The sequence below is a fragment of the Allobosea sp. P4_H5 genome (genome assembly GCF_056400825.1).
The window spans coordinates 129,768-142,558 of sequence record NZ_JBFUKM010000010.1 but is presented as its reverse complement, the minus strand read 5'-3'; the positions used below and the strand labels follow the sequence as shown (position 1 = coordinate 142,558).

Annotated in this window: 14 protein-coding genes and 1 tRNA gene; 10 read left to right on the top strand and 5 right to left on the bottom strand. The window is 61.8% G+C overall.

The annotated features are described in order from the left end of the window. Positions 1-240 precede the first annotated feature (240 nt). The 4 genes from irrA to AC1DS0_RS20810 all read left to right on the top strand — a co-directional run bounded on the left by irrA (position 241) and on the right by AC1DS0_RS20810 (position 2,430). The gene (irrA, locus tag AC1DS0_RS20825; protein WP_326875793.1) at positions 241-774 is read left to right on the top strand and encodes an iron response transcriptional regulator IrrA; all 534 of its coding nucleotides are present in this window, start codon (positions 241-243) and stop codon (positions 772-774) included. Then, on the top strand, positions 771-1,058 hold the full coding sequence (locus AC1DS0_RS20820) for a (2Fe-2S)-binding protein (RefSeq protein ID WP_476816192.1): 288 nt from the start codon (positions 771-773) through the stop codon (positions 1,056-1,058). The genes irrA and AC1DS0_RS20820 overlap by 4 nt, the downstream gene beginning before the upstream one ends. 110 nt (positions 1,059-1,168) lie before the next feature. Continuing rightward, positions 1,169-1,657 (top strand): bacterioferritin, encoded by a 489-nt coding sequence (bfr, locus tag AC1DS0_RS20815; protein ID WP_092156792.1) that lies wholly within the window; start codon positions 1,169-1,171, stop codon positions 1,655-1,657. Positions 1,658-1,890: 233 nt separating this feature from the next. Beyond that, positions 1,891-2,430 (top strand): MOSC domain-containing protein, encoded by a 540-nt coding sequence (locus AC1DS0_RS20810; RefSeq protein WP_476816191.1) that lies wholly within the window; start codon positions 1,891-1,893, stop codon positions 2,428-2,430. Positions 2,431-2,532: 102 nt separating this feature from the next. On the opposite strand, the gene AC1DS0_RS20805 is transcribed toward AC1DS0_RS20810, so the two are convergent. The 4 genes from AC1DS0_RS20805 to AC1DS0_RS20790 all read right to left on the bottom strand — a co-directional run bounded on the left by AC1DS0_RS20805 (position 2,533) and on the right by AC1DS0_RS20790 (position 4,778). Further along, positions 2,533-3,198 carry a cold-shock protein gene (locus tag AC1DS0_RS20805; RefSeq protein ID WP_476816190.1) on the bottom strand — a complete coding sequence of 222 codons (666 nt, stop codon included), beginning with the start codon at positions 3,196-3,198 and terminating at the stop codon, positions 2,533-2,535. A gap of 179 nt (positions 3,199-3,377) precedes the next feature. Beyond that, positions 3,378-4,097 (bottom strand): carbonic anhydrase, encoded by a 720-nt coding sequence (locus tag AC1DS0_RS20800; RefSeq protein ID WP_476816189.1) that lies wholly within the window; start codon positions 4,095-4,097, stop codon positions 3,378-3,380. 70 nt (positions 4,098-4,167) lie between these two features. Further along, entirely contained in the window at positions 4,168-4,482 is a 315-nt protein-coding gene (locus AC1DS0_RS20795; RefSeq protein ID WP_476816188.1) for a DUF167 family protein, read from the bottom strand. 5 nt (positions 4,483-4,487) lie between these two features. Continuing rightward, positions 4,488-4,778 (bottom strand): YggT family protein, encoded by a 291-nt coding sequence (locus AC1DS0_RS20790; protein WP_091836582.1) that lies wholly within the window; start codon positions 4,776-4,778, stop codon positions 4,488-4,490. Between the two features lie 109 nt (positions 4,779-4,887). Here AC1DS0_RS20790 and AC1DS0_RS20785 point away from each other — a divergent pair. The 3 genes from AC1DS0_RS20785 (at position 4,888) to AC1DS0_RS20775 (ending at position 8,324) form a co-directional block, all read left to right on the top strand. Continuing rightward, positions 4,888-4,963, top strand: a tRNA-Ala gene (locus tag AC1DS0_RS20785). Between the two features lie 103 nt (positions 4,964-5,066). Then, positions 5,067-6,815 carry a DUF6538 domain-containing protein gene (locus AC1DS0_RS20780; protein WP_476816187.1) on the top strand — a complete coding sequence of 583 codons (1,749 nt, stop codon included), beginning with the start codon at positions 5,067-5,069 and terminating at the stop codon, positions 6,813-6,815. A gap of 159 nt (positions 6,816-6,974) precedes the next feature. Then, positions 6,975-8,324: a hypothetical protein gene (locus AC1DS0_RS20775; protein ID WP_476816186.1), complete on the top strand. Its 1,350-nt coding sequence runs from the start codon at positions 6,975-6,977 to the stop codon at positions 8,322-8,324. A gap of 86 nt (positions 8,325-8,410) precedes the next feature. Here the strand turns inward: AC1DS0_RS20775 and AC1DS0_RS20770 are convergent, their stop codons facing one another. Further along, positions 8,411-8,746, bottom strand: coding sequence for a helix-turn-helix domain-containing protein (locus AC1DS0_RS20770; protein WP_476816185.1), 336 nt, complete (start codon positions 8,744-8,746; stop codon positions 8,411-8,413). Positions 8,747-8,989: 243 nt separating this feature from the next. Between AC1DS0_RS20770 and AC1DS0_RS20765 the strand changes: the two genes are divergently transcribed. The 3 genes from AC1DS0_RS20765 (at position 8,990) to AC1DS0_RS20755 (ending at position 12,782) form a co-directional block, all read left to right on the top strand. Continuing rightward, positions 8,990-9,328 carry a hypothetical protein gene (locus AC1DS0_RS20765; RefSeq protein ID WP_476816184.1) on the top strand — a complete coding sequence of 113 codons (339 nt, stop codon included), beginning with the start codon at positions 8,990-8,992 and terminating at the stop codon, positions 9,326-9,328. 735 nt (positions 9,329-10,063) lie between these two features. After that, positions 10,064-11,479: a DUF1254 domain-containing protein gene (locus AC1DS0_RS20760; RefSeq protein WP_476816183.1), complete on the top strand. Its 1,416-nt coding sequence runs from the start codon at positions 10,064-10,066 to the stop codon at positions 11,477-11,479. Positions 11,480-11,774: 295 nt separating this feature from the next. Further along, positions 11,775-12,782, top strand: a complete 1,008-nt coding sequence (locus tag AC1DS0_RS20755; protein WP_476816182.1) for a helix-turn-helix domain-containing protein — start codon at positions 11,775-11,777, stop codon at positions 12,780-12,782. The last annotated feature ends 9 nt before the right edge of the window (positions 12,783-12,791 follow it).

Here is a 12,791-nt window from a genome sequence, read left to right as displayed (position 1 = left end):
AAGGGCGCGTCGATCGTAGCGGCAAGATTGCTACCGGCATCGGTTCTGGGTTCCGGGCTCGCTGCTGCGCAGCGCCCCGGAATGACCGCTCCTGCGCCGTGGACAACCCCCTGATGCGTCTTGCCGCAGGTGCGAAGAGATTGACAGTCGGCTTTGGAGAAGGCAAAAATACTAACAATATCAGTAGTTTAGATAAATTCTAAACTACAGTGGCACCGATCTTCGAGTTGGAAGGCGTTCATGAGCATTCTGTCCCTCAAGGATGGCAGCCCGGCGCGGGCCCAGGCGGAGCAGATCCCCTGGCCGCAGAAGGCCCCGGCTGCCTGCCCGATCAGCGCGGTCAAGGCACGCCTGCGCAGCGTCGGCCTGCGTCCGACCCGCCAGCGCATGGCGCTGGGCTGGCTGCTCTTCGCCAAGGGCGATCGCCATGTCAGCGCCGAGATGCTCTATGAGGAGGCGTTGCGCGCCCGCGAGCCGCTCTCGCTCGCCACCGTCTACAACACGCTGCGTCAGTTCTCCGAGGCCGGCCTGCTGCGCCAGGTCTCGGTCTCCGGGCCGAAGACCTTCTTCGACACCAATGTCTCGGAGCATCACCACTTCTACAACGAGGACGACGAGACCGTCGTCGACATCCCCGGTTCCGAGATTCACGTCTCGGGCCTGCCGGTCGCGCCGGAAGGCATGATGATCTCCTCGGTCGAGGTGATCGTGCGCCTGCGTCGCGCCGATGGCGAGGAGACGGTGACGAAGGTCGCCGGGGGCCACCGGGCGTGATCGTCTGCTCCTGCAACGTTCTTTCCTGCCGGCAGATCAAGGGCACGATCGCCCCTGACGGCAGCGGTCCGCGCACTGCGGGCGAGGCCTATGATTGCCTCGGCTGCAGCCCGGATTGCGGACGTTGCGCCCGCGAGGTCCGCTCCTTGCTCGCTGAGGCGCGCGCCGCTTGCGCCAGCCAGTGCCATAGCTGCGCCGGCCGCGATATCGAATGCGCCGTGCATGTCTCGGTCGGCCTGATGATGGCCGGCCTCGAGGAGAACGACGACCGCGTCGCCGCCTGATCCGGCACAACGCGTTTTCTCGCGCCAGGCGCGCAATCTGCCCTTCCCTTTCCGGTCGAGCCGCTCTACATTAGGATCATTCTAATGTAGTTGATTGCGAGGAGAGCGGCATGAAGGGCGACAAGAAGGTCATCGAATACCTCAACAAGGGCCTGCGCTCCGAGCTCACGGCCATCAACCAGTATTGGCTGCACTACCGGATGCTCGACAATTGGGGGCTGAAGGACATGGCCAAGACCTGGAAGAAGGAATCGATCGAGGAGATGGTCCATGCCGACCGTTTCGTCGACCGCATCCTCTTCCTCGAAGGCTTCCCGAATCTCCAGACGCTCGACGCGCTGCGCATCGGCGAGAACGTCAAGGAAGTGATCGAGTGCGACCTCAAGGCCGAGGTCGAGGCGCGCGCGCTCTATCAGGAAGCGGCGAAATACTGCCGCGATGTCGGCGACTACCCGTCCGAGGACCTGTTCAAGGCCCTGATGAAGGATGAGGAAGGCCATATCGACTTCCTCGAGACCCAGCTCGACCTGATCGGCCGCATCGGCCTCGAACTCTACACCCAGAAGCATGTCGGCGGGCTCGAGGGCGACGAGCACTGACCTGCGGCAGCCGTTTCAAAGGGGCGATCGACCGGGCCTGGTGACAGGCCCGGTTTTTTGTTGCGCATAGCATCGGACCGAAAAGTGGAATCCACTTTTCGGAAGAATCCGATGCGATGACAATGTGATAGATCATCGTGACCGCATCCATCCGGATGCGCGATGATCTAAGCGCCTCCCCAAACACCGCAACGCGTGTCAGAAACCGGCCACCCTGATGGAGGACCGAACGAATGGCTGAGATCGTCGCCGTAGCTCGGGATGAAGGCCACCGCTTCAGCAAGCCGCTCCTGCCGGCGATTCGCCTGCTCACGAGCCTCGGCGTCGAAGGCGATGCCCATTGCGGCGGGACGGTGAAGCATCGCTCGCGTGTCGCCGTCGATCCGACGCAGCCGAATCTGCGCCAGGTCCATCTGATCCATGCAGAGCTTTTCGAGGAGCTCGCCGCCGGCGGTTTTTCGCTCCGGCCCGGCGATATGGGCGAGAACGTCACCACGCGCGGGCTCGACCTGCTCGCTTTGCCCGCCGGCGCCCGCCTGCGGCTCGGTGCCGAGGCGCTCGTCGAGATCACCGGCCTGCGCAATCCTTGCGTCCAGATCGAGGCCTTCCAGCCCGGCCTGCTCAAGGCCGTGCTCGGCCGCGATGCGGACGGAAAGCTGATCCGCAAAGCCGGCGTCATGGCAATCGTGCTGGAGGGCGGCGAGGTCCGTCCCGGCGATTCGATCGAAATCAGCTTGCCCGCTTTGCCGCACCGGGCCCTAGAACGCGTTTGAGGCGGCGGAGCCTTTCGGCCCGCCGCCTCACCGAAGCGTCAAGATCATAGACCGGTCAGGCTGATGCAGCCTGACCGGCGAGATGCGCTCGCGACCAGCTTCTCAGATGAAGCTGATGTTCGCGGCCTCGGGGCCCTTCTTGCCGGCGCGGATCGAGAAGCGCACGCGCTGCCCGTCCATCGGCGGCTGCAGGCCGCTGCGGCTCAGCGACGAGACGTGCAGGAACACGTCCGGCCCGCCCTTGTCGGGGGCGATGAAGCCGAAGCCGCGGTCGGTGTTGAAGAACTTCACTGCGCCGTCGAACGGGCCTTCCATCGGGGCGCTGGCGCCACGATCGAAGCCGCCGCGATCGCCGCGGTCGAAGCCACCACGGTCGCCACGGTCATAGCCGCCGCCACCGCCGTAGCCGCCGCCACCGAAATCGTCGCGCGACGGGCGCGGCGAGAACGGGCGGCCACCACCGCCACCCGGACCGCCGGCGCCACGCGGCGCGGCAGGGGCTGCGGTCGAGGCATCGATCTCGTGGACGGAGACGACCTGCAGGCCGCGCCGGCCTTCGCCGAGATCACAGATGATGGTCGCACCGGGCTGCAGGTCCTGCGGATCCTGCGGGCCGATGGCCGAGATATGGAGAAAAACGTCGCCGGAGCCGTCCGCCGGAGAGGCAAAGCCGAAGCCTTTCTCCGGATCGAACCACTTGACCTTGGCTTCGATATTCTCGTGGGTGACGAAGGGCGCCGGGGCGGCGGGCTTACGACGATCGAACATGCAGCTTCAACGATAGTGACCGGGAGCACGCAATCTAGCGCAAGCTTCCGGGTTCGTCATCGGTGCGGCGCAGCAAAAATGCTTGTCCGGCGAAATCATGCCGGATTGCAAATTTTTTCCCCAGCGACCGCCGTTTCAAGCGGCGGATCGACTAAAACTCACCCGTTCCGGAGCAGACGTCAACCGTCCTGTCCCGGCGCAGCTTCCGAGCAGCGGATCATCTGCACTTTCTTAGGCATCTCGCCGACCGCCGGGACGAACTGTCCGGTCTGCGGATCGAGCAGCATCAACATGCCGCTGGCGACCGCGAAATAGGCGCCGTGCAGGTGCAGCCTGCCCTTGCTCTCGAGGATGTTGATGCAGGGGAAGGTGCGCAGGTTCGCGAGCGACTGCTGGACCGAGAGCAAAGCGAGGCGCTCCACATAATCGTCCAGGGTCTCGTTTCGGCCGCGCCCGCCCGAGCGCCTGGCCGCGGGTTCGACCAGCGTGATCCAGCGGCCGATGAAATCGCCGGACGACAGCGGTCCCTGCGTATCGTCGGCAAAGGCCCTGATGCCGCCGCAGCGGCCATGCCCGAGCACGACGATATGCTCGACCCTGAGCCCTTGGACGCCGTATTCGAGCGCGGCCGAGGTGCCATGCAGCTGATCGTCAGGCGAGAAGGGCGGGATCAGGTTGGCGATATTGCGGACCACGAACATCTCGCCCGGGCTCGCATCGAAGATCACCTCGGGCGAGACCCGCGAATCGCAGCAGCCGATCAGCATGATCTTCGGTGTCTGGCCGCTTTCGGCGAGCTTTTCATAGCGGCTCTGCTCGCGGACGAAGCGATCATCGAGGAAGGAGCGATAGCCTTCCGTCAGGCGCTGCGGGAACGGCTGGGGGGCTGGCTGGTCCATGGCTCAGTTGGGCCAGAAGCCGACGGCCCTCGTCAAGAGCCCGTCCAGCTGATTCTGCTGCAACGCAGCATCAAATCTCGCAAAACTGCTTCTGCAATCGCGCCGCCAGCGCCTGCGCGTCGCCGCGAATCAGGATGCGCTTCAATCGCGCGCTCGCGCCGGCCGTCAGCGAAATCTGGGAGCGGGAGACCGAAAACTCCTTGGCCAGCAGCGCGATCAGCGCGGCATTGGCCTCGCCCTCGCTCGGAGCCGCCCGGACCCTGGCCTTCAGCACGTCGCGCCCATCGGCCAGCGTCTCGACGCCGTCGAGGCCATCGCGCCCGCCGCGCGGCGTCAGGCGGACGGAAAGCGCGAGCCCGTCCGGCGTGACCGACCAGGCGGCCATCCAGCCTAGAAAACGTTCGGGTAGATGTAGCGGGTGATCACGCTCTGGATGAAGAAGATCAGCAGCAGCAGGATGATCGGCGAGATGTCGATGCCGCCGAGATTGGGCAGCATGTTACGGATCGGCCGCAGCGCCGGCTCGGTGATGCGGTAAAGGAAATCCCAGACCGTCGAGACGAACTGGTTGCGCGTGTTGACGACGTTGAAGGCGATCAGCCAGCTCAGCACGGCCGAGGCGATCAGGATCCAGACATAGAGGTTCAGCGCCAGCATCACGACGTCGAGAACGGCACGCATCGAGCAGCATCTCCGAGAAGGCCGGGCACTCTGCGACAAGCACCCACAAAACTCCCGCCGCAAGCAATTGACAGGAGCGCAACGCAGGGCCTAGAAGGCCAGCGCCCTGGGGGCTGTAGCTCAGATGGGAGAGCGCTGCAATCGCACTGCAGAGGTCAGGGGTTCGAATCCCCTCAGCTCCACCAGGCCGCACGTAACGTGTTGATCTCCCAAAAAATTGTTTGATTGCAGCGGCTTGGCGTGCTCTGTGGTACACATTCGTGGTACACAACAGCATGCGAACCCTGAATGGCGCGACGCTCTGAGCATCTGCAACTTCGCGGCAGCACTTGGTGGCTGCGGGTCCGGGTCCCGGACGAGCTGCGTCAAATCATCGGCAAACGAGAAGTTCGCCGGACCTTAGGCACCTCCGATACAAGCGAGGCCAGGCGCCGGGTTCGTATCGAGCGCATCAAGGTTGAAGCGGATTTTCACACTGCCCGCGCGAGCTTGGAGCGACAGCGCGCGGCAGCTGCGGGTGTCGCGGCAACCCAGATCGTGTTGACGGAGGAACAGGTTTGGGCGCTGGCAACCCGTTGGTTCGTCGATCAAGAGCGGTTGGGCGCTAATCGCAGGATTGAGATCGGCGACGAAGAGGTCATCCAGAACCTCAGCGAGGACCTCGCTCACGTCGAGCAGTTCGACGAGGTCTCGATGTCCGTCCACGAAGAGGTCAACAAGCTGTTGGCGGAAGCCGGTATCCAATCAGGGAATTGCTCGGTCGAACCTGCGGGCCGCGCAAATCTCGCGGGCGCCATCCATGCAGCAATGGTCGAGCGAGAAAGGCGTCTGCTGAACCGCTTGACCGGCCGCGCGGAAGTGACGCTCAACCCAAACTTCCATGGGCTGTCTGCCGGGACAGAATTGAAACCCGTTGCAATTTCCACGGTGACACTCGCGGACCTGATCAAGCGGTACAATGCCGATCCGACGCGGGCGGCGCCCTCTGCCAAAACGAAGCGCAAGCAGGATGCCCAGGCTCGGCTGTTCAAGGACGTGATCGGCGGAAAGACGCTGGTCTCTGCCATCGATCGCGAGAAGGCGCGCAAGTTGCTCAACACGGTGAAGGTCTTACCGGCCAACACGGTAAAAAAGTTCAAGGGTAAGACGGCATCGGAAGTCGCGCGCATCGCTGAGGAGAGGCAGCTCACTCCGATGTCGGTCACAACCGCCAACAGCTATATGGCAGCCTTTGTCTCCCTCCTCGACTTCGCCGTCGCGGAGCAGATCGTCCAGAAGAACCCGGCGACGGGTCTGCGCCTCGCCAGCGATGGGGTGAAGCGCAAGGATAAGCGGCTTCCCTTCGCTGTCGGCGACCTCAACGCCATCTTCGCAGCGCCCCTCTACAGCGGTTGTTTGGACGACGGCCGGGGCTACGGGCGGCTTGGTCCCAATCGGCCGCGTAGGGGCCGTTTCTGGGTCCCTCTGGTATCGCTCTTCTCAGGGATGCGTCTCAACGAAATCTGTCAGCTCACGGAAGATGACATTGCCGTCGAGGATGGCACCGACCTCATTCTGGTCAGGGCTAACGAAAATGAGGAAGATGATGTGGTGAAGCGGGTTAAGACAGCCGCTGGCCATCGCTTCGTCCCGATCCACCCCGAGTTGAAGCGGGTCGGCTTCCTCGACCATGTTGCCGCGGTTAGGGCGACACAGCCGGCAAGGGCGCGTCTCTTCCCCGATTTAACCACCGCTAGTACCGGCTACATCTCAGACAATTTCAGCAAATGGTTCGCTCACTTCCTCGACAAAGTCGAGATCAAAGACGAGCGAAAGAACTTCCACTCCTTCCGACACACGTTCCGGGACGCTTTACGCGAAGCCGAAATCCCACAGGACCGTGTGCGGGAGCTGGGCGGTTGGTCGAGCGGGAGCACTGAGGACGACTACGGATCGGGCACGCGTCCGAGCACGCTGGCGCGCGAAATCGCCAAGGTCCGTTATGAGGGGCTCGACCTCGTCAGATTGGGGCTGATACCCACGTGTGTTCCTACTTAAGCGGGTGCGAGATCGTCGAGAGTGCGACACCTAGCCATTGAGGTCTTTCCTGATTGTGCGGCGCCGTAGCAGCTTCGCCGGAAGATCGGCGCCTCGCAGCCTGCGCATGGGCTATTGGAAACAGTTGCGCCGTAGCGAAGCGCCCAGTAGCTGGCGAGCATGGCAACGCCTCCCGTGATCCGTAAGCGCACCCGCATTCTTCCGCCGCCGCTGGAGCCAACTCCTCATCCGAGGCTCTCGCTAGGCTTCCACGACCGTATCGTCGTCGAAGGCATTGGTCGGGTAGTCTCGGCGGACTTCGCAGAACTGCCGACCCGATTGCGCAGGTTCTATCGGCCTGCGCGACCTGGGCGCGCCCACAAACCTGTGATGGAGTATCGCAAGGGCGAACAGCCTACGCCCCATTCCGTGAAGCTTATTGGTCGAGAAGGCACCCTGCTTGCTGGGACCGTCATCGAAATTGCTCGCGAAGCTGGACCCCAAGGTCACCGCATTCACAGTCGGTTTGTCCTCAATCCAACGCGCTTCTTTCGCTACAACGGGCGCTCGCTCGACGTCTCAACGGACAGCGTCGCGCCTGACATCCTGGCGATACCCACGCCTGTTTCCGGCCGCGGCTCGCTCGACGACAATGACAATTGGCTTGATGGAGAAGACATCGGGAGGGCTGCAGCTCGATGGCAACAATGTCTGACAACCTACCTTGACGCGGCTTTTTCACGAGTATCGGCCGAACTCTCTTACGCGTGCCGGGGGGTGATTTCGGCCGAAGCGGCTCAACTTTTCGCCGAGAGGCAATGGATCGCTCAGGCGGAAGTGTATTGGGAGTTCCTCGCCCCGGAGGCACAAGATCGAGCTGCCTACTTCGGTAGGTCGATCCATGCTGCGATGGGGACGCCGAGCAGCAAGACCCTTCGTACAACGGTCGAGTATCAACACAATGCTGCCTCCTACCGAACCCGGCTGAGCACGCGCCAGCCTCTGTGGTTTTCGACCTACGCCAAGACGCCATCGCGCGTTCGGTTCGAGGTTCAGTATAAAGGTGATATCGGGCAAACGGTCCGGTACGACGGCGTGACAGACCTGATTGCTCGGCTTGAGCGGATCAGGCAGCATGCCCACAGAAAGGCCCTTGAAACCCTGAGGTTCGTTCCGAAGGACAATTCAGAGCACTTTTCGCCTCGCGCGGGGCTTACAGACTTGCTGGCTCGGGTGTCGGTTGCTTGCGAAGGTGAGCCGTTCGCTATCGGCCGAACACTCAGCGCGCTGATCGCTGCACGCCGTGTCATCGTTCCCGATGCAAGCATACCCGAAGAGCGTCTGAGCCGCCTTGTCGCTCAGGGCGTTCTGATCGAGCAGCGTCGGCTAATGCGGACGAACCCTCCGCCGCGATACCGTTTGGCTCCCCTCTATGAGTGGGTAGTCGACCGACTAGACCAAGCCTTTCCTGCGGGCAGGACCGGGCGCTGGACCGGCCCTATAGCCAGTGGCGAAACGAGCGATGTTTAACTGCTGCCAGCGCCAACTCCGAAATTGATCCGGGTTGCAAACAAAGCAGGCCGAACTCGGCGCTCGACCAGACGTCAATCAGATACTCAGCTTGAAGGCTGGCGTCGAATGGCCGAGATAATGTCGATGGCCAGATTTAGGTTGCGATCCGAAAGGCCGTGGCACAGCATTTTCAGTTGCCACTCCAGCTCCTGGCGCTCTGGTGACCTTTCCGGCGACTGAAGCTCCTCCACAAGGACGGCAGCGCTGATCGACAGCGCGCGGCAAATGTCGATGAGGGTGTCCAGCGAGGGAAGATTGATCCCGCGCTCGATATTCGAGATGCCGTCGACGGACCTGCCAACCTTCTCCGCCAGTTCTTCCTGAGACAGCTTTGCCTGCCGGCGGGCATCCCTGAGACGCGCCGCGAGTGCCGATTTCATGTCGCCCGCCATGGCAGGACACTGGTCGGCGCGATCAGGCTTGACCACGGATCATGCTGCGGTAATCGATTGTTATATCCGTAATTTAGTACGGGTAATTGGCGCCGAGCCCTTGATGCAACCCACGCCCCCAAGTCATGTGACGTCGCTACAGCGATCCGGCACGCATCGGGGTCCGGCCTTCCCCTCCCATCCCCGAGATCAGAACCGCTGGCCGAGTGTCAGCGATGCCTAGGAGCCCCAATGTTCCGCGCCGCCGTGATCGCCGTTACCGCTGCACCGCTCGCTATCGCTTCGCCTGCGAACGCTCAGAACCCCGTTCTCGCCGTCGATCTCGTGTCGATGTACTGGGCCTACAAGGACTTCTGCGCGAGCGAGACCGATCCTCTGTCCAAGGAGGACGTCAGTGGGCTTAGCGTCGTTGTCAGCAGGCTCGGTTTTGAGATGAGCGACCCTGACATGGTCGCGCTCGCCAGTCGCAATCAGACCAAGCACACCCATCGCTGGATCGACATGGGTAAGTTCACCGGCTGCACGGAGGCCCGTGTCTTCCTGCGCGGGGTCGCGAAGAAGGGGATGTAGCGCCAGCCGACCGGTTTCTTGCTGGTGTGCCGCGCCCAAGACGGGTGTTGCCCGGTCGCCCAAAACTTCGGGAGCTTTCTGCGTGATAAATTTTGAAACTAGGTGCAAACGCCCGTATCGGCTCCCGACCTACAATGGCTTCACGCACGAGCAGCGGGTCGCCACCTTGCTGGTCCAGAAGGCCGCTGCGGCTTCGGGCGCCTGGGCGCACCCGGCGCGCTGTTCGATCTGCGGTTTCTCCGATCCCGGCGACCCGCGCGGGCGCGGCTACATCTTCGCTCACCTTGAAGACTACGACCGTCCCCTCCGCGTCCATCCGGCGTGCCGCTCGTGCCACGCAGCCCTGCATGCTCGTTTCAGCGATCCTACACGATGGCTCGCGGTCAGCGCCCTATACGGCCATGGCGGCTCGTGGTTCCGATTGCTGACCATGAACCCAGCCGATCAAGCCGCAAGCTTCTGGGACATCTACCCGGAGGACCTTCCAGGCGCCGACTAGTCGTGCATTCGAGAGAGTTGCGATACTTGATCTTCGCCATAACGTGACCTGGTAATGCCCGGTCTCGACCCTCAGCGGACCTTCCCCGCCGGCGTTTCCGCAGGTAACTTCGGTCGTGGTGGCGTATCGCCCGCACCCGCACTATGCCTAGCTCTTTCAAGCGTTCTGACGACGGTCTTCTATGCCTGCTCACTCCGAATTGATGCTTTTTATGCTCAACACTTGGGAGGAATGGAATGAACACGACCAGACGCGATTTCACGAAAGGTTCGGTGCTGGCTTTCAGCTTCCTAGGACTTGGCACCGCGCCCGCACACGCTCAGAACGCAACGCCCGCTGAAGCCCGCGCCATCGCGAAGGAGGCCTACATTTACGGCTTCCCGGTGGTCGACGACTACCGCATCCAGCACGCCTATTTCGTCGATACCAACAACCCCGAATACAAGGGGCCGTTCAATAAAATCATCAACACCCCCCGTGTCTACACGCCGGCCGACACGGCGGTGCAGACACCGAACTCGGACACGCCCTATTCCTGGCTCGGCCTGGACCTACGCGCCGAACCAATGGTGCTCACCATGCCGACCATGGAGGCGGGTCGCTATTTCAGTGTCCAGCTCATCGATGCCTACACGTTCAATTTCGACTACATGGGCAGCCGCACAACCGGCAACGAGGGGGGCAGCTTTCTCGTCGCCGGGCCGGGCTGGAGAGGCGAGACACCCGCAGGCATCAAGAAGGTCTACCGTTCCGAGACCGAGTTTGTACTGGCGGTATATCGCACGCAGCTTTTCAGCCCCGATGACATCGACAACGTGAAAAAAGTCCAGGCTGGCTACAAGGCAGAGCCACTGTCGGCTTTTCTCGGCAAACCCGCCCCAGCGGCCGCGCGGGCGCTTGATTTCATTAAGCCGCTAACTCCAGACGAAGAGAGGAAGTCGCTTGAATTCTTCAACATCCTGAACTTCGTTTTGCAGTTCGGCCCGACCGATCCATCCGAGACCGATTTGATGGCGCGTTTCGCCAAGATCGGGGTCGGCGCAGGGAAGACCATCGATGTTGGCGCGCTCTCGCCAGAGATGAAGACGGCCATGGAGCAGGGCGTAGCCGACGCCTGGGCCGCGCTTGCGGAATTGGAGAAACTGAAAGTTAGCACGGGGGAAGTGACCTCCGGCGACCTCTTCGGCACGCGTGAGGCTCTGAAGAACAATTATCTATATCGGATGGCGGGGGCAGTGCTCGGCATCGGCGGCAATTCAAAGCAGGAGGCGATGTACCCGATGTATTTGGTCGATTCCGCCGGTCAAAAGCTCGACGGCGCTAATCGATACGCGGTGCGCCTCGCGCCTGGCCAGCTACCGCCTGTCAACGCGTTCTGGTCGCTGACGATGTACGAGATGCCTCAGAGCCTGCTCGTCGCCAACCCGATCAACCGCTACCTGATCAATTCACCGATGCTGTCGAAGTTGGTGAAGGATGCCGATGGCGGCCTAACGCTCTATGTCCAGAACGAGGCTCCGGGCAAGGACAAGGAGCCTAACTGGCTACCGGCGCCTAAGGGTCCCTTCGTTGCTGCGATGCGCCTCTATTGGCCGAAGGAAGCAGCGCTCGAAGGTAAATGGAAGCATCCGCCGATGACGAAGGTCCAGTGAGCGATGGTTGTGTCGGGCAGGCCCAAGGGCCTGCTCGCCGGAATGACCGCCTTCCCCCCAACTGTAACATTCGCGGCGTGACCTGATCGCTCAAAAGCGGTGCATTGCGGACGTCCGGAGCGACCGGTTTTGGACAATCCGACTGACGGGGCACCACAATCAACAGGCTGTCCCGATCCCAACGTCATTTGATATATGGCAGGCGAACTGCGAAAGATCGCACGATAGTGACAGTCATTTGAAAATTGTTCTGCGCTATCGTCATCAGTAAATTGTCTGACCGGAGGTGTCCCCGATGGATCCGGTACAGTTCACGACGCATAATCTCCCGCAGAACGAGCAGCTTACGGCCTGGCGGGCGTGGTATGACGGAATATTTGACGTCGAGGTTAGCGACAATCGGACTGCGTGCCCGTGCTCAACAGCCGCCTGGTCTCTCCCGGAATTTGGTGTATCGACCGTCAAGGCGCCCCATCTCACGATGACACGAGAGATGGCGCATCTGCGTTCCAACCCTATCGACCACTGGGTCATCACGATAGGAATGCGCCGGACTGTCGGTTCAGCCTCTGGATTGCCCCTGAACGTGCCGCCTCAGATCCCGTTCGTTGTTTCGCTCGGCCGGCCGCTAACAAGTCGAAGGTCCGCTGACGAGCGAACCCATCTCTTTCTTCCCCGCGACGCCTTTAGAGAGCTCGCGTCGCTGCTCGATGCGGCTGAGGCGACCCCTCTGGAATCCCGGCTCGGTCGTCTGCTGGGCGATTACATTCTCCTTCTCCGGCAAAGCCTGCCCGATCTGGCGTTGTCGGACATGGCCCGATTTGCAGGCGCGGTTCGGTCGATGGTGCTAGCTTGCATGCTGCCATCAGCTGACCGGCTTGAAGAGGCTGGCGTTCAGGTTAATCTAACCAGGCGTGAGCAGATCCGCCGGTTCATTGATCAGCACCTCCGTGAACCGCGTCTTGGCGCTCACAAATTGTGTCGCGAGCTAGGTATGTCGCGGACGCAGCTTTATCGCCTCCTTGAGCAGGATCGAGGCGTGGCGCATTACATTCGCCACAGGCGCTTATTGAGGTGTTACGGTCTTCTGGCGGATCCCTCGAACATATGCCCGATCAATGTGATTGCGGATCAGCACTGCTTCGAAGACGCATCGAGTTTCAGCCGTGCGTTCAAGCAGGAGTTCGGATGCAATCCCCGAGAGGTGCGCGCCGCATCGGTGTCCGGCCAGAAAATCGCTAAAAAACGCCCCGAGTTGGCCAGCGAGTACCGAACCCTGGACGAGTATCTAAAGGGCCTATGATCCATTCCT